This window comes from Pseudomonas sp. S5F11 (genome assembly GCF_019641515.1).
GTDB lineage: Bacteria > Pseudomonadota > Gammaproteobacteria > Pseudomonadales > Pseudomonadaceae > Aquipseudomonas > Aquipseudomonas rhodesiae.
Window position 1 is genome coordinate 2,986,754 of the sequence record NZ_JAIFJZ010000001.1, and the last position, 20,912, is coordinate 3,007,665.

At 61.7% G+C, this 20,912-nt stretch carries 17 protein-coding genes and 1 riboswitch; of the genes, 4 read left to right on the top strand and 13 right to left on the bottom strand.

What is annotated here, in order from left to right:
• Window positions 1-76: 76 nt before the first annotated feature.
• Entirely contained in the window at window positions 77-1,291 is a 1,215-nt protein-coding gene (serB, locus tag K1567_RS13585) for a phosphoserine phosphatase SerB (RefSeq protein ID WP_034095589.1), read from the bottom strand.
• A 133-nt stretch (window positions 1,292-1,424) separates the two neighbouring features.
• Between serB and K1567_RS13590 the strand changes: the two genes are divergently transcribed.
• Window positions 1,425-2,957 (top strand): AhpA/YtjB family protein, encoded by a 1,533-nt coding sequence (locus tag K1567_RS13590; protein WP_047881413.1) that lies wholly within the window; start codon window positions 1,425-1,427, stop codon window positions 2,955-2,957.
• Between the two features lie 193 nt (window positions 2,958-3,150).
• Here K1567_RS13590 and K1567_RS13595 read toward each other — a convergent pair whose 3' ends face one another.
• The 8 genes from K1567_RS13595 to K1567_RS13630 all read right to left on the bottom strand — a co-directional run bounded on the left by K1567_RS13595 (window position 3,151) and on the right by K1567_RS13630 (window position 12,031).
• Complete coding sequence (locus tag K1567_RS13595) at window positions 3,151-3,861, bottom strand: membrane integrity-associated transporter subunit PqiC (protein WP_080758669.1); 711 nt, start codon at window positions 3,859-3,861, stop codon at window positions 3,151-3,153.
• Window positions 3,862-4,038: 177 nt separating this feature from the next.
• Entirely contained in the window at window positions 4,039-6,303 is a 2,265-nt protein-coding gene (parC, locus tag K1567_RS13600) for a DNA topoisomerase IV subunit A (RefSeq protein WP_047881414.1), read from the bottom strand.
• Between the two features lie 73 nt (window positions 6,304-6,376).
• The gene (locus tag K1567_RS13605; RefSeq protein WP_034111504.1) at window positions 6,377-7,372 is read right to left on the bottom strand and encodes an esterase-like activity of phytase family protein; all 996 of its coding nucleotides are present in this window, start codon (window positions 7,370-7,372) and stop codon (window positions 6,377-6,379) included.
• Window positions 7,372-9,276, bottom strand: a complete 1,905-nt coding sequence (gene parE, locus K1567_RS13610; RefSeq protein ID WP_034095584.1) for a DNA topoisomerase IV subunit B — start codon at window positions 9,274-9,276, stop codon at window positions 7,372-7,374. Before parE ends, K1567_RS13605 begins: the two co-directional genes overlap by 1 nt.
• 54 nt (window positions 9,277-9,330) lie before the next feature.
• Entirely contained in the window at window positions 9,331-9,939 is a 609-nt protein-coding gene (locus K1567_RS13615; protein WP_034095583.1) for a YqiA/YcfP family alpha/beta fold hydrolase, read from the bottom strand.
• Between the two features lie 121 nt (window positions 9,940-10,060).
• On the bottom strand, window positions 10,061-10,876 hold the full coding sequence (gene cpdA / locus K1567_RS13620; RefSeq protein WP_220698569.1) for a 3',5'-cyclic-AMP phosphodiesterase: 816 nt from the start codon (window positions 10,874-10,876) through the stop codon (window positions 10,061-10,063).
• Window positions 10,877-10,973: 97 nt separating this feature from the next.
• The gene (locus K1567_RS13625; protein WP_003171323.1) at window positions 10,974-11,423 is read right to left on the bottom strand and encodes a DUF1249 domain-containing protein; all 450 of its coding nucleotides are present in this window, start codon (window positions 11,421-11,423) and stop codon (window positions 10,974-10,976) included.
• On the bottom strand, window positions 11,414-12,031 hold the full coding sequence (locus K1567_RS13630) for an NUDIX domain-containing protein (RefSeq protein ID WP_034095581.1): 618 nt from the start codon (window positions 12,029-12,031) through the stop codon (window positions 11,414-11,416). The genes K1567_RS13625 and K1567_RS13630 overlap by 10 nt, the downstream gene beginning before the upstream one ends.
• A 193-nt stretch (window positions 12,032-12,224) precedes the next feature.
• Between K1567_RS13630 and K1567_RS13635 the strand changes: the two genes are divergently transcribed.
• Window positions 12,225-12,971 (top strand): RsiV family protein, encoded by a 747-nt coding sequence (locus K1567_RS13635; RefSeq protein WP_213548599.1) that lies wholly within the window; start codon window positions 12,225-12,227, stop codon window positions 12,969-12,971.
• Here K1567_RS13635 and cytX read toward each other — a convergent pair.
• Both cytX and thiC read right to left on the bottom strand, forming a co-directional pair.
• Window positions 12,940-14,229, bottom strand: coding sequence for a putative hydroxymethylpyrimidine transporter CytX (gene cytX / locus K1567_RS13640; protein ID WP_220698570.1), 1,290 nt, complete (start codon window positions 14,227-14,229; stop codon window positions 12,940-12,942). The two genes, K1567_RS13635 and cytX, sit on opposite strands and share 32 nt — an antisense overlap.
• Before the next feature lie 124 nt (window positions 14,230-14,353).
• On the bottom strand, window positions 14,354-16,243 hold the full coding sequence (thiC, locus tag K1567_RS13645) for a phosphomethylpyrimidine synthase ThiC (RefSeq protein WP_220698571.1): 1,890 nt from the start codon (window positions 16,241-16,243) through the stop codon (window positions 14,354-14,356).
• 149 nt (window positions 16,244-16,392) lie between these two features.
• Window positions 16,393-16,498, bottom strand: a riboswitch (TPP riboswitch).
• A gap of 194 nt (window positions 16,499-16,692) precedes the next feature.
• Between thiC and K1567_RS13650 the strand changes: the two genes are divergently transcribed.
• Window positions 16,693-18,132 carry a TolC family outer membrane protein gene (locus tag K1567_RS13650; protein WP_034095577.1) on the top strand — a complete coding sequence of 480 codons (1,440 nt, stop codon included), beginning with the start codon at window positions 16,693-16,695 and terminating at the stop codon, window positions 18,130-18,132.
• A gap of 139 nt (window positions 18,133-18,271) precedes the next feature.
• Here the strand turns inward: K1567_RS13650 and waaA are convergent, their stop codons facing one another.
• A complete protein-coding gene (waaA, locus tag K1567_RS13655) occupies window positions 18,272-19,549 on the bottom strand; it encodes a lipid IV(A) 3-deoxy-D-manno-octulosonic acid transferase (protein WP_034111496.1) in 1,278 nt (425 codons plus the stop codon).
• Window positions 19,550-19,572: 23 nt separating this feature from the next.
• On the bottom strand, window positions 19,573-20,463 hold the full coding sequence (locus tag K1567_RS13660; protein WP_099313052.1) for a LysR family transcriptional regulator: 891 nt from the start codon (window positions 20,461-20,463) through the stop codon (window positions 19,573-19,575).
• A gap of 101 nt (window positions 20,464-20,564) precedes the next feature.
• On the opposite strand from K1567_RS13660, the gene K1567_RS13665 reads away from it, so the two are divergent.
• A complete protein-coding gene (locus tag K1567_RS13665; RefSeq protein ID WP_034095574.1) occupies window positions 20,565-20,900 on the top strand; it encodes a multidrug efflux SMR transporter in 336 nt (111 codons plus the stop codon).
• The last annotated feature ends 12 nt before the right edge of the window (window positions 20,901-20,912 follow it).

Below are 20,912 nucleotides of genomic sequence, written 5' to 3' on the forward strand. Positions count from 1 at the left end.
TAGCTGAGTATCAGTCAACATCAAAGTGACTGATCTACCGCTATCGGGGGCAAGCCCCCTCCAACATTTCTGACCGTCAGAGCTGACCGTCGCGGTCGCGAAAGCCCAGCAGATACAGCACACCGTCCAACCCCAAGGTCGAAATGGCCTGCTTGGCCGACTGTTTGACCAGCGGCTTGGCCCGGAACGCCACGCCCAACCCGGCAATCGCCAGCATCGGCAAATCGTTGGCACCGTCGCCTACCGCGATGGTCTGCTCCAGACGCAACCCTTCCTTGTGCGCCAGCTCCTTGAGCAGGTCGGCCTTGCGTTGCGCGTCGACAATCGGCTCGACCGCCACGCCGGTCACTTTGCCGTCGACCACTTCCAACTCGTTGGCGAATACGTAATCGATGCCCAGTTTGGCCTGTAATTGCTTGGCGAAGTAGGTAAAGCCGCCGGACAAGATCGCGGTTTTGTAACCCAGGCGCTTGAGTTCGGCGAACAGGGTTTCGGCGCCTTCGGTCAGGCGCAGGGAAGCGCCAATGGAATCCAGCACGCTCACATCCAGGCCTTTGAGCAGTGCCAAGCGCTCCTTGAAGCTGGCGCGGAAGTCCAGCTCGCCGGCCATGGCACGCTCAGTGATGGCGCTGACTTGATCGCCCACACCGGCAGCCTTGGCCAGTTCGTCGATGACTTCGGCTTCGATCAAAGTGGAGTCCATATCGAACACCGCCAGGCGGCGGTTGCGGCGGAACAGCGAATCTTCCTGGAAGGCGATATCGACATTCAACTCCTGGGCGACGCTGAGGAATTCCGCGCGCAGGGCTTGCGGGTCAGCCGGCTCGCCACGCACGGAAAACTCGATGCAGCCTTTGCCCTGATCGGCCGGCGTGTCCAATGGCATGCGCCCCGACAGACGGTCGATGTGGTCGATATTCAAGCCGTACTGCGCGGTGATGGAGCTGACGCGCTGCAGTTGTTCAGCGGTGACCTTGCGGGTCAACAACGTGACGATATGGCGTTTCTTGCCCTGGCCGGCCACCCAATGCTGGTAGTCCGCTTCGGATACCGGAGTGAAACGTACCTGTTGATCCAGCTTGTACGCGGTAAACAGGATGTCCTTGAGCACGGACGATGACTGCTCGTTGCTGGGAATTTCCACCAGGATGCCGAACGACAGGGTGTCGTGGATCACGGCCTGGCCGATGTCGAGAATGTTCACACCACCCTGGGCCAGCACACCGGTAATGGCAGCGGTAAGACCCGGGCGGTCTTCCCCAGTGATGTTAATCAGGACAATTTCGCGCAAGGCGCACCCCCAGGCTGGAAAAAAACCGCATTCTACCCACTTTCAGTGACCATCGGGCACAGCCAGCGCTTTGCCGGTCATGGGCCTGTCGCTATACTGCGCGTCAACTTCACGGACCAAGAGCCGAGCTCAAGTGAACCGGCCCACGCCAGTAAAAACCGACAACTTCTTCCTGCTGATCTTCCGGGCACTGCGCCACCGCCGTGTACCGATCGCATTACGCATCGCCAGCCATAACGTGATCCTGGTCGCCCTGGCCCTGGTGATCTACGCCTGCGTAATGGGTTTGCAGTTCAAACAGGCCATGCACGAGCAAGCCGACGCCCTGGGCGAAAGCTTGACCACCCAGACCGCCACCTCGGCGACCGAGCTGCTGGTGTCCAACGACATCCTCAGTCTCAACGTGCTGCTCAATAACCTCACCAAGAATCCGCTGGTGGCCCACGCCGCCATCTACAGCGTCGACAACCGGATCATGGCCGAAGCCGGCCAGCGCCCGAAGAACGGCTTGTTGGGTGAGGCCGAAGGCCTGTATCAAAGCAATATCACCTTTCAAGATGTGAAAGCCGGCCAGTTGCGCATCAGCCTGGATATGCAGCAATTCCAACAGCCGATGACCATCAGCCTGCAAAGCATGGGCATCCTGAGCGCGATTCTGCTGGCCCTGGCCCTGGCCTTGAGCCTGCGCCTGGGTCGGCATATCTCGACACCGCTGATGCAACTGCGCATCTGGCTGCGGGATATCGACGAACACACTCCGGCCACCGACCGCCAGGATGAAATCGGCGACCTTGCCCGCCAACTCCACGCCAGCTTCGCCCCGGAGCCGGTGGTTCGCGAAGTTGAACCGGAACCCGAATTCGACGACACCGATTACGACGACGAACCCGAATTCGAAGTACGCGACCTGCGCGATCCGGGCTTCGACGAAAAGCCGCCGGTGGCAGGTCTCAAGCCGGCGACACGCAGGGCACTTATCGCCGAAGAGGATGAGTTGGACGACGAAGACCCGTTCGCTGATCTGCGCGATACCGCGGCCAGCAGCCCGGCAGTTGCACCCAAAGCCGTACCAGTAAAGAACGCCGAGCCCCAGCACAGCGCGGTACTGGCCGTACAACTCGGCGCCCAGGACCAACTGCGTCGCTTGCCCCGCGCACGCCTGACGGAATTGCTGGAGCGCTACCGCGACTGCCTCGACCAGGCCGCCTCGCTATACCAGAGCGAACTGCACACCCTCAACGATGGCAGCACCTTGATGCTGTTCCACAGCGAAGACAGCGGTGAAGACTACCTGACCAACGCCATCTGCTGCGGCGAGCTGCTGCGCGCCTTGGGCCATGCCCTGCAGATCGAAGTGGCGGACAGTGGCATCACCCTGCAACTGCAACTGGGCCTGACAGTGGGCGACGATCTGTTCGGCATGAGCCAGATCGACCTGCTGCTCACCGAAATCGCCCAGGACGCGCTGGCCTTGTCCCAACACAGCCGTAACCTGCTGCTGGTGGAGCGCAAGATCAGCGAAGACCCGCTGATTCGCCAGCGCGCCCGTATCCGCCCGATTGCCAGCCCCGAAGGCGCAAGCTGTGTGGAACGTTTGATGGAACCGTATCCGTCGATGCTGGAGCGTCAGTTAGCGCGGATGCATGAGACCCGCACAAAGCCTTAAAGCAAACCGCAAGTTCAATGTGGGAGGGGGCTTGCCCCCGATGGCGATGTGTCAGTGACAGCTGGTCTGACTGACCCACTGCTATCGGAGGCAAGCCCCCTCCCACATTTGGATCCCTAAATACTTCAAGTAAATCGCACACAAACAAAAGGCCCGCTGAATCAGCGGGCCTTTTGTTTGTGTGGCATTCAGATCAAAACCTGAACACTTCCATATCGGTACGAATCGGCGTGGCCATCGGCATCTTGGGCTTTTCCGGAGCAACCGGCTTGGCCTGGGCCGGCGCTTGTTTGCGCGGGGCCTCGGCGGCAATCGGGGGCTGGTTGGCCAATGGCTTGAGCGCCACAGACAGTTGCTGCGCCAAGTGCTGCAAGAGCACGCCCTGGGCCTGGACCTGGGACGCGGTGCTGCCGGTGTGCTGTTCCTGCAAGTGCACGATACGGTTGTCACGCACCTGACCACGGCGATCGATCAAGCGCCACTGCGCATCGAGAATTGCCGGTTGCGAAGTGCCCGAGTCCAACCGAGTGATGGTCAGCAGCACCTGCACGTCCGGCGTAAAGCCGGCAGGCGCGGGGGCGAGGACCACACGTTGGCTGTCCAACTGACCGGCCACCTGGCGCAGCATCAGCTGGTTGATGTCGGACGATAAACTGCCCGCCCAACGGCCATCGGTGGAACCTTGCAGGCTGCCGTCGTTCTGACGTTGCAGCAGGGTCTCGCGTTGCAGATAGTCGGCGACGATTACCGGCCCCAGCAATACTGCCATGCCGGCGGTTTGAGCTGGCTGAGCCGGACTTCCGCTGTCCAGCTGGTACAGCGACACCGGTTGATGTGTGCTGCAACCCGCCAGCCCCAAAAGGCCAGCGAGCATAAAAATAAAAGGAAGGCGTGGAGCAGTCATCATCCCATCCAGGTGGCTGCCACAAGGCGAACCACAATGTAATACTAAAAAATAACCTGTACACGCTCGGCCACGCCGGCGCTGAAGAGGCCATATCATCCGTGAATATGCGCCATGACTCCAGCGCCAAAGCGTCGATCTACGGGTTAAATCGTAGATCGAGGGCTCTAAAACGCCTTAAACGGGCGTTTCAACCAACAAAGCATCCACCCGCTGGAAGCCACGAGGCAATTTATTACCCCGGCGGCCACGCTCGCCCTTATAGTGCTCAAGGTCGTCAGGGCGCAGCGACAAAGTGCGCTTACCCGCCTGGAGCACCAGAGTGGCGCCCTCCGGAATCACGGCGATGTCGGTCACGTACTCTTCGCGACTGGCCACCCGCTCCCCGGGGATTCCAATAATCTTGTTGCCTTTACCTTTGCCCAATTGCGGCAGGTCGCTGATCTTGAACACCAGCAGACGCCCTTCGGTAGTGACCGACGCCAGCCAGTTGTTCTCACGGTCCTGCACCGGCCGCGGCAGGATCACTTTGGCGTTGTTGGGCAGACTCAACAGCGCCTTGCCCGCCTTGTTCTTGGCTTGCAGGTCTTCCCCCTTGACCACGAAGCCATATCCCGCATCGGACGCAATCACGTACAGCGCGTCATCGTCCGGTAGCAGCACACACTCGAAATTTGCCCCCGGTGGCGGTGTCAGACGCCCGGTCAGCGGCTCGCCCTGCCCCCGTGCCGACGGCAAAGTATGGGCCGGCACCGAGTAACTGCGCCCGGTGGAGTCGATAAACACCGCAAACTGGTTGGAACGCCCAGCGGCTGCAGTCTTGAACCCGTCACCGGCCTTGTACGACAGGCCAGTGGCGTCAATATCATGCCCTTTGGCGGAGCGAACCCAACCCTTTTCCGACAGAACGACGGTAATTTTCTCGTTGGGCAGTAGCTCGGTTTCTGTCAGAGCTTTCGCTTCGGCGCGCTCGACGATAGGCGAGCGGCGGTCATCGCCGTAAGTTTCGGCGTCTTTGATCAGTTCGCTACGCACCAGCTTTTTCAGCTTGGCTTCGCTACCCAGCAGGGCTTGCAGTTTGGCTTGTTCCTTGAGCAAGGCATCCTGTTCATCACGCAACTTCATCTCTTCCAGACGCGCCAACTGACGCAGGCGGGTGTCGAGGATGTAGTCCGCCTGAATCTCGCTCAGCTCGAAACGGGCGATCAGCTCGGCCTTCGGATGCTCGGCGGTGCGGATGATATGAATCACTTCATCCAGGTTGAGGTAAGCGATCAACAAACCGTCCAACAGATGCAGACGGCGCTCGACCTTGTCCAGACGGAACTGCAGGCGGCGCCGAACGGTTTGTATCCGGAACTCCAGCCACTCCACCAGCAGGTTGCGCAGGTTCTTCAACTGCGGCTTGCCGTCCAGACCAATGATGTTGACGTTGACCCGGTAGCTGGACTCCAGATCGGTGCTGGCAAACAAGTGTTGCATCAGCACTTCATGATCGACCCGGCTATTGGTCGGGATAATCACGATGCGGCACGGGTTTTCATGGTCGGACTCGTCACGCAAGTCGGCGACCTGCGGCAGTTTCGACGGTTTGGCCTGCATCAGCGCGGCGATCTGCTCCAGCACCTTGGCACCGGACACCTGGTGCGGCAGCGCGGTGACGATAATGTCGCCGTCCTCAATGTGGTACACGGCGCGCATACGCACCGAGCCCTTGCCGGTTTCGTACATCTTCAGCAAATCGGCGCGCGGCGTGATGATTTCCGCTTCGGTCGGGTAGTCCGGACCCTGGATATGCTCGCAGAGCTGCTCCACGGTGGCCTTCGGCTCATCCAGTAGACGCACGCAGGCGGTGGCTACTTCGCGCAGGTTGTGCGGAGGCACGTCAGTGGCCATGCCCACCGCGATACCGGTGGTGCCATTGAGCAGGATATTCGGCAAACGTGCCGGCAACACCAGGGGTTCGTCGAGGGTGCCGTCGAAGTTCGGCCCCCAATCCGCCGTGCCCTGGCCCAGCTCGCTGAGCAGCACCTCGGAGTAACGCGACAGACGGGCTTCGGTGTAACGCATGGCGGCAAAGGACTTGGGATCGTCCGGCGCACCCCAGTTACCCTGGCCGTCTACCAGTGTGTAGCGATAGCTGAACGGCTGCGCCATCAGCACCATGGCTTCGTAGCAAGCCGAGTCGCCGTGGGGGTGGAATTTACCGAGCACGTCACCGACGGTACGCGCCGACTTCTTGTGCTTGGAGTCGGCATCCAGGCCCAACTCACTCATGGCGTAGATGATGCGCCGTTGCACAGGCTTCAGGCCGTCGCCGATATGCGGCAAGGCACGGTCCATGATCACGTACATGGAGTAGTTGAGGTAGGCATTTTCGGTGAAGTCAGCCAGCGACCGGCGTTCTACGCCATCTAAGCTGTCTGCGAGGATGTCACTCATGCGGGCCTCATCAATAGTGGGTAAGGCGCAGCGGAACTGCCGCTGCGCTGATTCGATTCAAAAAGGGGCCGATTCATGGCTGGGCGCTCCAGCCGCCGGCCGGGGCGGCGAAACGATAGACCATGGGGCGTTTTTCACCATCGGCCCGGGGGCCAAAATTGTTGTCGATACCCAGCCAGGCCCCGCTTTCGTCAATGACCAGCGCCTCGGCCAGGCCATAGGGTTGGGCGTAGCGGCGTTCGGGGGTCAGGGTTTCGTCGGCGAACGACCAGCACAGCTCGACCTTGGCCGTGACCGCATCGCGCCGGCAAATCTGGAACGCATTACGCTCCAGGGTAAACAATTTGCCGTTGTACAGCGCCAGGTCGGCAAAATCCTTGGACACCGCCTTGGCATCGGTGAACTTGGCCGGCTGCACTTCCTGGCCGGCCTCGCTCAGCAGTACGCACGGGCCATCGCAATCCCAGAGGCTTTGCGCACGCTTGATGGAGATCAGCCCGCGCCGCTCGCGCTCGGCCGCCAGCCAGAGCTGGTTGCCTTCCGGGTTGATCACCAATCCTTCAAACAACGCATTGAAGTGCAGCAACATGCCGCTGGCGCGGGCCTCTCGCACCATGCCGGGGGCGATTTTCAGCCATTCCGGCGCGCCGCTCACCGGCACCTTCAGCACCGCGGCATGGGCTTCGCTGACAATGTACTGATTACCCATGCCATCACAGCTGATGCCTTCAAAATCCAGGTCACCGCCGCGAATGAACGAAGCAGCCTTGGTACGCGAGCGCAGCCCCCAGGGCAAGCCGGAGTCCGGCACCGGCGGCACCTCGATCTTTACCGCTTCGGCCTGCCAGGTGGGCGCACTGGTATCCAGGCGATAGATCTGATCGTCATCACGATCGGACACCGTCCACAGTTCGTTACCGCACTGCGCCAGCCCCGACAGGTTGCCGCCGCGCATGCCGTCCACCGGGTGTTCGGACACGAGTTTGAGTTCCACCACGGGCGCGGCGGCGACGGTGGTCGCTGCCAGCCCGCTCAACATCAGGATCGCCAGGGCGAAGCCTGTGCGCATCAGCCCAGAACCTCGGCCAGGTTGCCCTTGGATTCCAGCCAGGATTTGCGGTCCCCGGCGCGCTTCTTCGCCAGCAGCATGTCCATCATTTCACTGGTGGCGGCGAAATCGTCCAGGGTCAACTGCACCAGGCGCCGGGTGTTCGGGTCCATGGTGGTTTCACGCAGTTGCGGCGGGTTCATCTCGCCCAGGCCCTTGAATCGGGTGACCTGGGGCTTGCCGCGTTTCTTTTCGGCTACCAGACGATCGAGGATGCCATCGCGCTCGGCTTCGTCCAGGGCGTAGAAGATCTCCTTGCCCAGGTCGATCCGGTACAACGGCGGCATGGCGACGTAGACGTGGCCGGCATCCACCAGCGGACGGAAGTGCTGCACGAACAGCGCGCAGAGCAAGGTGGCGATGTGCAGGCCGTCGGAGTCGGCGTCGGCGAGAATGCAGATCTTGCCATAGCGCAACTGGCTCATGTCGGCCGCGCCGGGGTCGACACCGATCGCCACGGCAATGTTGTGCACTTCTTGGCTGGCCAGGACTTCGCTGCCATCGACTTCCCAGGTGTTAAGGATCTTGCCGCGCAACGGCAGGATCGCCTGGTATTCCTTGTCCCGCGCTTGTTTGGCGGAGCCGCCGGCGGAATCACCTTCGACCAGGAACAGTTCCGAGCGCATCGGATCCTGCCCGGCGCAATCGGCCAGTTTGCCCGGCAGCGCTGGGCCTTGGGTGATGCGCTTGCGCTCGACTTTCTTGCTGGCCTTGAGGCGACGCCCGGCGTTGTTGATCGCCAGCTCGGCCAGGGCCAGGCCCAGTTCCGGATGCTCGTTGAGCCACAGGCTGAAGGCATCCTTGACTACCCCGGAGACAAACGCCGCCGCTTCACGGGACGACAGGCGTTCCTTGGTTTGCCCGGAGAACTGCGGCTCCTGCATCTTCATCGAGAGCACGAACGCGATGCGCTCCCACACGTCTTCCGGCGCCAGCTTCACGCCGCGCGGCAGCAGGCTGCGGTATTCGCAGAATTCGCGCATGGCATCCAGCAAGCCCTGACGCAGACCGTTGACGTGAGTACCGCCCTGGGCGGTCGGGATCAGGTTGACGTAACTTTCCTGCACGCTGTCGCCGCCTTCGGGCAACCACAGCAGAGCCCAGTCGACGGCTTCCTTGTTACCCGCCAGGCTGCCGCAGAACGGCTCGTTGGGCAGGCGTTCGAAGTCGCTGACCGAGTCTTCCAAATAGGAACGCAGGCCGTCTTCGTAATGCCACTCGACCTTCTCGCCGGTGCCTTTGTCTTCAAAGGTGACCAGCAGCCCCGGGCACAACACGGCCTTGGCCTTGAGCACGTGCTTGAGGCGGCTGATGGAGAATTTCGGCGAATCGAAGTATTTCGGGTCCGGCGCGAAGTACACGCTGGTGCCGGTGTTGCGCTTGCCGACGGTGCCGATCACTTCCAGGTCGGTGGCTTTGTAGCCATCGGCGAAGGTCATCTGGTACTCGTTGCCATCGCGCTTGACCTTGACCCGCACCAGGGTGGACAAGGCGTTGACCACGGAAATCCCCACGCCGTGCAAGCCGCCGGAAAACTGATAGTTCTTGTTGGAGAACTTGCCGCCGGCGTGCAGCTTGGTAAGGATCAGCTCGACGCCCGGCACGCCTTCTTCTGGGTGGATGTCCACGGGCATGCCGCGACCATCGTCGGACACTTCCAGGGAATGGTCTGCATGAAGAATGACGTGCACCGACTTGGCGTGCCCGGCCAAGGCTTCGTCGACGCTGTTGTCGATGACTTCCTGGGCAAGGTGGTTCGGCCGACTGGTGTCGGTGTACATGCCGGGGCGTTTGCGCACCGGGTCGAGGCCCGAGAGGACTTCGATGGCGTCGGCGTTATAAGAGCTAGCGCTGGGAGTGGCCATGGGGTCTCATCGTGAGTCGTTCGATTAAAAAGTAACCTGCGGTTTGCAAGGCAATTACAGTGCCGAGAAATCGAAGGATTGATACTGATCTGCGCCAATGCCGGCAAAACTGAGCAGCGCCGGCAGTTGCCGGGCAAACCCTTGGTAACCATGATCGCCACCGGCCTGGATGCGTAAGGCACAGGCCCGGTAATACTGCTGGGCGAGGCGATAATCCAGTGTTTCATCGCCGGTCTGCAACCACACTTGATAACGCGCAGCATCCTGGGGAGCCGGCACTTCCAGCTCGGCCAGCGCCGTCACATGGTCCTGGGTCAGTTCCCAGGTTTCATCGGTGTAGAGGTTCTTCTGGATGCCCAGGTAACCGTCGAACATCCGATGGGGGCTGACCGCCGGGTTGACCAGCAGCGCCTTGAGGCCATGGCGCTCGGCAAGATGGGTTGCATAGTAGCCGCCGAGGGAGCTGCCGACCAGCAGCGGCCGCCCCAACTGGGCAATGGCTTGTTCCAATTGAGGAATTGCCTGACGTGGATGGTGATGCAGGGCCGGCACGCGCAACTGATCGGCCAGGCCCAGAGCGTCCATCACACCCATCAACTGGCTGGCCTTGTTGGACGCCGGCGCGCTGTTGAAGCCGTGGATATACAGGATCGAAGCCGACATGCCGGGCTCTCCATGCTTACGCGAAAAAGGCGCAGTTTACAGGGATCGGGGTGGCGTGAGCAGCCGATGATCCAACTGGGGGCAAGCTATCTCCCACCGTTATGAGGAGTGTTTACGGTCTTTAATAGCCGTTGCTGCCGTAATCGATGGTAAAGGCGAAATCTTTAAGCCGCTCCACCCCGGTCTCCAACCGCCCATCGGCATGCATACGCAACCAGCGATAGCCCGGTGCCTGCTCGCTGACCTTGAAATCCTCGCTGCCCGGCGCGAACTGGATGCAGGTGGACGGCGACGCCAGCAGGCGCACGCCATTGCGCTCGCGGTCGATCTCCTGGTGCACGTGGCCCCAGAGCACGGCCTTTACCTGGGGAAAGCGGTCCAGCACGGCAAACAGGGCCTCGGGGTTGCGCAAGCCGATGGGCTCCATCCATGCGCAGCCGAACGACACCGGATGGTGGTGGAAGCACACCAGGTGATGACGATCCGGCGCCTCGCTCAAGGATTGAGCGAGCAATTGCAGCTGCTGGTCCTCCAGATAACCCGGCACGGAGCCAGGTACGGCGGAGTCCAGCAGGGTAATGCGCCAGTGGCCGATATCGACCACCGGTTCCAGCAAATCACTGTGCTCGGCGGCTTGGGCCATGAGGAGCGGTTCGTCGTGATTACCGGGGATCCAGCGCGCGGGAGCGTCGATGGCCGCGGTCAAGGCGCGAAACTGCTGATACGACTCAAGCGTACCGTCCTGGGACAGATCCCCCGTGGCCAGCATCAGGTCGATAGACGGCTGTTGCTCGCGCACCAATTCGATCACCCGTTGCAGGCTCTCGCGGGTATTCATGCCCAGCAACGTGGCGTCGCCCTCGGCAAACAGGTGGCTGTCGGACAGTTGCACCAGCAACGCCGAAGCGTCGGGGCTCACGGTGGATACGCTCGGCAAGGCGTTCTCCCAAGGCAATCACAGAAATGGACGGTTGGCGCGATTATGCTGGGCAGGACACAAAGAGGAAACCTAAGGAAGCAGACGCAGTTCACATCTACCGCACGACTTCGAACTCGTGCCCAAGTGCCAGGCAATGGCTCAGCCATTCACCGAGGAACACATTGAGCTGGGCTTTTTCATCGGGCTGATGCATGAACACATTCGGGTAAGGATAGATGCTGCGAAAGCGTCGCGCATGTTCGGCGCTGATTACTTCGGCCATGCGTGCGTCGTGGTACACCTGCACTTCCAGTTGCGGTACCGGCAACCATGGCAGGCTGTGTTCCTGGCGCACGCGCAGGGTGGTGGTGTACGGGCAATTGACGATAACTTCCAGGGCCAGTACGCCGAGCATCTGGTCGCCATGGGTCACGCCGATACGCCGCGCCTCGGGGGCGTGGCGCATGTCGGGGAGCAAGCGCATCAGCCGCGCATAGTTGGCCTCGCAGGCCGCTTGCAGCCCGATCAGGTCGACCCGATAACGTTCCCGTGCCTTTACTGCCATAACCCCCTCACTTCCGCGCGGTTAAGCGCTAGCCATTGCAGGGCGATAATGCTGGCTGCGTTGGAAATTCTGCCGTCGCGCACCGCTTGCAGAGCATCGTCGAATGCCCAGCGGGTGACGCGGATGTCTTCTGCCTCTTCTTCCAGGCCGTGAACGCCACCTGCGCCCGTGCTGTCGCAACGGCCCAGGTACAAGTGGACGAACTCGGTGCTGCCGCCGGGCGACGGGAAATACTTGGTGATCGGCCACAACGCGGAGAAGGTCAGCCCAGCTTCCTCCTCGGCTTCACGGTGCGCAACCTCCTCCGGTTGCTCATCCTTATCGATCAAGCCGGCGACCATCTCCACCAGCCACGGGTTGCCCGCGCGGCCCATGGCGCCCACGCGAAACTGCTCGATCAAGACCACCTCGTCGCGCTGCGGATCGTAGGGCAATACACACACGGCGTCGTGACGGACGAAGACTTCGCGGTTGATCACCCGGCTCATGCCGCCATCGAATTTCTCGTGGCGCAGTTGCACGCGATCGAGTTGGTAGAAGCCCTTGTAGGCATTGTCGCGCTTAACGATTTCAATCGTGCTCGGCGTCGATTTTGCAATGTCCGTCATATCCCTTCCTCGTTATGCCTGGGCGATTCGCGCCATCCTAACGCGCTCGCGCCCCTTGGTGCAGCCCCTTTCCGGTTGCCGGGATAGACGGCGGACGTCAAACTCACTCTAAATAGCTTAGTGGCGAACTGACTGCCTCGCTGGCAGTCGAAGCACCACAAATTTCGCTCTTATCGTTAGACGAAGGACATCCATGTCGCTCTTAAAGATTGCCTCCGTGGCCTGCATCGCATTGACCCTCGGTGCCTGCCAAAGCCTGTTCCAACCGAGCTATCGCACCCCGCTGGAAGCCACTCGCGACGCCACCGAGCAGAGCAAGCCGGGCTGCGCCAGCGCCGACTGCCCACTGGTGAACATCGACACCGTGCACTTTGCCAAAGAGCCCAAGCTCGACGCCTTGATCGAGCAGCGCCTGCTGGACATGACCCGCACCACCCCGAACGAGCCTTTGCCCACAAGCCTGGAAACGTACCGCGAGCAGTTCCTGAAAACCGCCGCGCCGCGCAACAGCATGTATTTGCAAGCCAAGGTACGCGAGCAGCATGACGGCTTGGTGATCATCGAACTGTCCAGCTATCTGGACCAAGGCGCCACCCATGGCGAGCCGGGCCGCGCGTTCATCAACTATTCGCGTCAGCAGCAAAAAGCCCTGTCCCTGGCCGACATGCTGCTGCCGGGCAAGGAAGACGCATTCTGGAAAGCCGCCCAGGTCGCCCACAATAGCTGGCTGATCAGCACCCGCCTGAGCCTGGAGCAGGAGTTCGTGAAGACCTACCCCTTCCAGAAAACCCCGAACGTGGCGCTGACCTACGGCGGCGTGATCCTCAAGTACCCGACCTCGACCATCGCACCGTACGCCCTGGGCCACGTCGAGTTGCAGATCCCTTATTCGCGCCTGGAAGGCATCCTCAAACCCGAACTGGTGCCCGCGCGCCGCTGAAGGCTCGCCCAAGCATGAACTGCAGCAACCCTGCCAGCACCAGCGCCGGCAGGGTCGCGCCGATATCCGGGTAGACGTTGGCCAGCAGGTGATAGGTAGCAACCCCACCCAACCAGGCCAACAGCGCCGGCCAGCGCAGAGCAGTCGGTACGCCCTGGCCGCGACGGCGCAGGACAAAATGGTCCACCAGCACCACACCGAACAGCGGCGCGAACACCGAACCGATCAACAGCAGGAAATTCTGGTACTGCGCCAGCGGCGCCAGGCAAGCGATCAGGGTACAAATCACGCCGATGGCCAATGCCAGGTGCTCGACTTTCAAACGCAGCAACATCCCGCTGGACACCGCCGCCGAGTGGATATCGGCAAAGGCGTTTTCCGATTCATCCAACAGGATCAATAGCAGCGGAATCCCCAGTCCAGCCCCAGCCAATGCCAGCAGCAGCGCATTCACTTCACCGCTCGGCGCGAACGCCAGGGTGTAGGCCACGCCCAGGCTCATCAGCCAGAAATTACCGATAAAAAAGCCCAGCGCGGTACCGCCGAATACGCTTTTGGCGCGTTTGCCGAAGCGCGAGTAATCGGCGATCAGCGGCAGCCAGGACAGCGGCATGGCGATGGCGATATCAAACCCCACCGCAAAGGGCATCGAACCGTCACCGGCCTGAGCCCAGAGTGCGCCTAGGTCGGCCTTGGCGAACAGGTTCCAGGTCAGCCACAGACAGGCCGCCAACAGCAACCAGATGCCCCATTTACGCAGGATCTGGCGCACGAACGTCAGCGGCCCGCTGACTGCCAGCAAGGTTGCCAGACCACCGAAAAACAGCGTCCACAATAGCGGGCTGACCAACAGGCTGCCCTCGCCGAACGCCCGCGTGCCCAACAGGCTGGCGGCATCACGCATCACGATGATTTCGAACGAGCCCCAGCCGATCAACTGCAACAGGTTGAACAGCGCCGGCAGGCTGGCGCCCTTGGCCCCAAGGCTGAGCTTGAGCGCAGCCATGGCGGACAAGCCGGTGTCGCTACCGATCACACCGGCAGCGGCCAGCAACAGCACGCCGACCAGAGTGCCGAGGAAAATCGCCAGCAAGGCACCCGACAAGCCCAGGCCCGGCGCGAGTAATGCGCCGGTCTGCAGGACCATCAGGCCGATGCCGAGGGAGAACCACAGGGAAAACAGGTCGCGGGCGCCGAAGACTCTTTTGTCAGCAGGCACCGCGATGTCAGGGGAATAGGTACTCGATTGAGTGCTCAAGGCGGGTATCTCTGAGGGACATTTTTGTTTGGGCGATAGCCATCGGGGGCAAGCCCCCTCCCACACTTGAATTTGGGAGGGGGCTTGCCCCGCAGACGACGGTACAGGTACCGCCGACTGCGGCTTAGACCTTCTTGTACAACTGGCTACCTTCCTGCTTGAACCGCTCCGCCTGCTCCGCCAGGCCCTTGGCCACGTCCACATCCACCGCGTCAATGCGCTGGTTGGCCGCGTACTCACGCACTTCCTGGGTGATTTTCATCGAGCAGAACTTCGGCCCGCACATCGAGCAGAAATGCGCGACTTTGGCCGAGTCCTTAGGCAGGGTTTCGTCGTGGTAGGAGCGCGCGGTGTCCGGGTCCAGGCCGAGGTTGAACTGGTCTTCCCAGCGGAACTCGAAGCGCGCCTTGCTCAAGGCGTTATCGCGGATCTGCGCGCCCGGGTGCCCCTTGGCCAGGTCGGCCGCGTGGGCGGCGATCTTGTAGGTGATGATGCCGGTCTTCACGTCATCCTTGTTCGGCAGGCCCAGGTGTTCCTTGGGCGTGACGTAGCAGAGCATGGCGCAACCGAACCAGCCGATCATCGCCGCACCGATGCCGGAGGTGATGTGGTCGTAGCCAGGCGCAATGTCGGTGGTCAGCGGGCCGAGGGTGTAGAACGGCGCTTCGTCGCAGCATTCGAGCTGCTTGTCCATGTTCTCCTTGATCAACTGCATCGGCACGTGGCCGGGGCCTTCGATCATGGTTTGCACGTCGTGCTTCCAGGCGGTCTTGGTCAGTTCGCCGAGGGTTTCCAACTCGCCGAACTGCGCGGCGTCGTTGGCGTCGGCAATCGAACCGGGGCGCAGGCCGTCGCCCAGGGAGAAGCTGACGTCATAGGCCTTCATAATTTCGCAGATTTCGTCGAAATGCGTGTAGGTGAAGTTCTCTTTATGGTGCGCCAGGCACCACTTGGCCATGATCGAACCGCCACGGGACACAATGCCAGTGACGCGCTTGGCGGTCAGCGGCACGTAGCGCAGCAACACGCCGGCGTGGATGGTGAAGTAGTCGACGCCCTGCTCGGCCTGCTCGATCAGGGTGTCGCGGAACAGCTCCCAGGTCAGGTCTTCGGCGACGCCGCCGACTTTTTCCAGGGCCTGGTAGATCGGCACGGTACCGATCGGCACCGGCGAGTTGCGGATGATCCACTCGCGGGTTTCATGGATGTGTTTGCCGGTGGACAAGTCCATCACCGTGTCCGAGCCCCAGCGGATGCCCCAGGTGAGTTTTGCCACTTCTTCTTCGATGGACGACCCCAGGGCGCTGTTGCCGATATTGCCGTTGATCTTCACTAGGAAGTTACGGCCGATGATCATCGGCTCCAGTTCGGTGTGGTTGATGTTGGCCGGGATGATTGCGCGGCCACGGGCAATTTCTTCGCGCACGAATTCCGGAGTGATGATCTTCGGCACGCTGGCGCCGAAGCTGTGGCCGGCGTGCTGCTGGTCGAGCAAGCCACTGGCCCGGGCTTCTTCGAGCTTCATGTTCTCGCGGATGGCGACGTATTCCATCTCGGCGGTGATGATGCCTTTGCGCGCGTAGTGCATCTGGGTGACGTTGGCACCGGCCTTGGCGCGGCGCGGGTTCTTCACATGGGCAAAACGCAGGGCGGTCAGCTCGGCATCGCTCAGGCGCTGCTGGCCGAAATGCGAGGTCAGGCCGGCCAGGCGTTCGGTGTCGCCACGGGATTCGATCCACGGCGAACGCACATCGGCCAAGCCTTTGCGCACATCGATGATCACATTGGGGTCGGTGTAGGGGCCCGAGGTGTCGTACACGGTGACAGGGGCGTTGATTTCACCGCCGAAATCGGTGGGGGTCACGTCCAGGCTGATTTCGCGCATGGGGACGCGGATATCCGGGCGAGTGCCCTGCACGTAGATTTTTTGCGAGCGGGTAAACGGCTGCACGGAGCCAGAGTCGACCTTGGCCGATTCACTCAAATGCACGGTATTTTTTAGTTTTGTAGTCATCACGGGCTCTCCAACTTATCCAGGCGGTGGATGTTTGTCGGAGCGAACCTGTGACGGACGGACGCACTGGAACCAGTGCTGTGCTTGGCGCACGAGGGCTGCTCGGTAAACGAACAACATCCCGGACGAAGCACAAGAGGACTCGCCGGGTGACGAGAAATCTTGTTCCCTACGCAGGCGCTAACCTGATCAGGTTCAACGGGATCCGGTATTTACCGATCTCAGCCTTCCAACAAGGCACCCCGACAAGAACGCGGCCAGTCTAGACCATGGAATGGGCAAATTGCCAATGGTGCTGCTTTCAGCGTGATGAATGGCATGATTGCAGGATTGTTGCGTCGGGTCGGCGCCACTACACTCGGCTACTGCCCAAGGCTTGACGCTCTGAAACAGTCGCCGTAGCCTTGGCCGTCGAATTATCACCGTAATATTTATTCAGGGATCGCCTCATGCTGCGCAAACTCTCACTGGCTATTGCCGTGTCTTGTGCGACCAACGGAATGGTCTGGGCAGCTGAAGCGCCCTTGTCCGCCAGAACCGACCTGGTCAGCGTCTATCAGGAAGCAGTGGATAACAACGCCGACCTGGCCGCCGCCCGTGCCCAATACGGCGCGCAAAAAGAAGTGGTGCCTCAGGCCCGCGCCGGCTTGCTGCCGAACCTCTCCGGCGGCGCCGACATCAACAATGTACGCACCCAGATCGACACACCGGCCGCCACCGCCAACCGCGATGCCCACTCCTGGCGCGCGACCCTCAGCCAGCCGCTGTTCCGCGCCGACCGTTGGTTCCAGTTGCAGGCGGCTGAAGCCACCAATGAACAGGCAGCGCTGCAACTGTCGGCCACCGAACAGAACCTGATTCTGCAGAGCGCCGAGAATTACTTCGCCGTGCTGCGCGCCCAGGACAACCTGGCCTCGACCAAGGCCGAAGAGAACGCCTTCAAACGCCAACTGGATCAGTCCAACGAGCGCTTCGACGTGGGCCTGTCGGACAAGACCGACGTGCTGCAATCCCAAGCCAGCTACGACACCGCGCGGGCCAACCGGATTCTGGCGCAGCGTCAGGTAGAAGATGCGTTTGAAGCACTGATCACCCTGACCAACCGTCAGTACAATTCGATCCAGGGCATTGTCCACACGCTGCCGGTGTTGCCGCCGCTGCCGAACGACGCCAAGGCCTGGGTCGAAACCGCTGGGCGCCAGAACCTCAACTTGCTGGCCAGCAACTATGCCGTCACCGCCGCCGAGGAAGTCCTCAAGCAGCGCAAGGCCGGTCACGCGCCAACCTTGGACGCAGTGGCGCAATACGAAAAAGGCGATAACGATGCGCTGGGGTTCAGCAACCCGAATGCCTTCGGCACGCCCTATCGCGGCGACGTGGAACAACGCACCATCGGCCTGCGCCTTAATATCCCGATCTACAGCGGCGGCCTGACCAGCTCGCAGGTCCGCGAGTCGTACTCGCGCCTGGGCCAGACCGAACAGCAACGCGAAGGCTTGCGCCGCCAGGTGGTGGAAAACACACGCAACCTGCACCGCGCGGTGAACACCGATGTGGAACAGGTACAGGCGCGCCGCCAGTCGATCATCTCCAACCAGAGCGCGGTGGAAGCCACGGAAATCGGCTATCAGGTGGGTACGCGCAATATCGTCGACGTGCTCGACGCCCAGCGCCAGCTCTATGCCTCGGTACGCAACTACAACAACAGCCGCTACGACTACATCCTCGACAACCTGCGTTTGAAGCAGGCCGCGGGCACCTTGAACCCTGGGGATCTGCAGGACCTGGCGCGCTACCTCAAGGCTGACTACAACCCGGACCGCGACTTCCTGCCGCCGGACCTGGCCAAGGCCGCCGCCGAACAGCTCAAGGCCCGCCCGAATAATTAATCACGCTGCTAAATCATGTGTGAGGGGCTTGATCATGCGGGAGGGGCGGTGCGACGATTCGACTTGCCCCCGATAGCGCAAGACAGCCAACACTATTTGGCCTGACAGATCGTCATCAAGGGCAATCCCCTTTCGCCCTTTAAATCGCGATCAATCGGCCCAGACCATTGAGCAAGCGCTCAAGCGCGCCCTGGTTGGCCTGCATCACCTTGAGCCCCGCCTGCGCCATCTTGCGGGCATCCTGGGGTAGCTCGAACAACTGCCGCACGGCTTCGGCCAACCCTTCGGCGTCATCCACTTCGCGCAACGCACCGGCTTCGCGCATCATCGCGGTGATTTCGAGGAAGTTGAACACATGCGGCCCCATGATCACCGGCAGCGCCAACGCTGCCGGCTCCAATGGGTTGTGCCCTCCGGTCGCCACCAGGCTACCGCCGACGAAAGCGCTGTCGGCCAGGGCGTACAGAAACAGCAACTCCCCCATGGTGTCGCCCAGCAGCACCGATGTCTGCGCCGTGACGGGCTCGCCGCTGGAGCGCCGAACCGTGGCGAAGCCTTGCTGCTGGCATAGATCGAACATCGGCCCGAAGCGTTCCTGATGGCGCGGCACCAGGATCAACAACGCATTGGGGTAGCTGTCGAGCAGTTGACGATGGGCGGCAAGTACCACTTCATCTTCGCCGGCGTGGGTGCTGGCGGCGATCCACACCGGCCGCTCAGTGGCGCCCCATTGCGCACGCAGCGCGGCGGCGCGGGCCGGCAACTGCGGGTCGATGGTCAGGTCGAACTTGATCGAACCCGTCACTTCCACGGTCTCGGGGCGTGCGCCCAGGTTCAGGAAACGCTGAGCCTCGGCCTGCGTCTGCACGGCAAGCAGGCTCATCTCGGACAACATCGGTGCGGTCAACTTGGCGAAGCGCCCATAGCCCTTGGCCGAACGCGCCGACAGCCGCGCATTGGCCAGCGCCACCGGAATGCCGCGTTGGGCGCAGGCGTGAATATGGTTGGGCCACAGCTCGGTTTCCATGATCACCGCCAGTTTCGGCTGCACGCGATCCAGAAAACGCTTGGCCGCGCACGGCACGTCATAGGGCAAATAGCAGTGCTGGATGCGCGGCTCATTGGCGAACAGGGCCTGGATACGCTCGGAGCCGGTGGGCGTCATGCAGGTGAGCGTGATCGGCAAGTCTGGATAACGCGCCAGCAACCCGCGCACCATGGGCGCGGCCGCGATGCTTTCGCCCACCGAGACGGCGTGCACCCAGATCCCGCCCGGCTGCATCGCCGGCAAACCGTAGGAAAACCGCTCGCCCACGCGCTGGGCATAGGCCGGCGCCTTGCGCGCGCGCAGCCACAGACGTAAAGCCACCAAGGGCAGCGCCAGGTAAAACAGGCAGGTGTAGAGAGTTCTATTCATGGCGGCGGAGTTTATCGGCTTTTTCAGTCGATCGCCCGCAGGCACTCGGCAAAACGTTCAGCAAGAAATCTCGCGGCGGGCCCCAGGGGTTCATCGCGCCGCCAGACCAGCTCCACCACCAGCGCCGGCGGGGTCCATTCACTGTCGAGTTCGACCATCAGGTTCTGATACGCGGGGTATTGCACCACATGCCGGGGCAGCCAGGCCCAACCCAGGCCACGGATCAGCCATTCGGCCAGCACGTAGAAGCTGTCGGCCCGCCAGACCTGGGGGCTAGCGGCTTCACTGCCGGGGTAGACACTGGTCTGGGTCGACATCAGCAACTGACGGTATTGCGCCAGGCCCTGACAATCCACGCGATTCTGCGCCGCCAGCGGGTGGTGGCGCCCGCAGACCGTGACCATCTCCACACTGCCCACCACGCGGCGCTCCAGCGCTTCGGGGATTTGATCGTGATAGAACAGCATGCCCAGGTCAGCCTTGCGCTCCACCAATTTGCGTGCGACATCGCCCTGGGCTGCACTGGAAAGCTGCACTTCCAGATTGGGAAATTGCCCGGCCAAGGCGTCCAAGCTGTCGAGCACTGGCTGGTACAGCATGGCCTCGTCCTGAGCCAGGCGCAGGCAGGCTTCTTCGCCGCGCATCAATGACAAGGCACGACCGTTAAGGCGTTCGCACTGGCGCAACACTTCCCGGGCCTCTTCGAGCAACACCGCGCCGGCTTCGGTCAGCCGCGGCTGGCGGCCGCTGCTGCGCTCGAACAAGCTCACGCCCAGGTCAGCCTCCAGCATTGCAATCCCACTGCTGACCGCCGACTGCGCCTTGCGCTGCCCCCGCGCCACCGCCGAAAAAGAACGCTGCTCGGCAACGTTCACAAATAAGCGCATTTGTTCCAGATTCCATTGAATGCTCATGGAGCAACCTATCTCTCACACTGATAGGTAATGACTTTACCCCATCTAAGCAGCCGCTAAAATGCCGGCCTATTGACCCGCCCTACGCCGAGGATTGACCTATGAATGCCGCCTACTGCTACCTGGCCATCGCCATCTGCTCGGAAGTGATCGCCACGGTATCCATGAAAGCCATTAAGGGCTGGAGCACGCCGATCCCACTGCTGTTGGTGATCGTCGGCTACGGCGTGGCGTTCTGGATGCTGACCCTGGTGGTGCGCACGGTGCCGGTGGGCGTGGCCTATGCCGTGTGGGCCGGGATGGGGATCGTGATGGTCAGCGTGGCGGCGCTGTTTATCTACGGGCAGAAGCTCGACCTGCCGGCGATGCTGGGCATGGGCCTGATTGTGCTGGGGGTGGTGGTGATTCAGCTGTTCTCGAAAACGGCTGGGCATTGAGTCGCGGCCAAC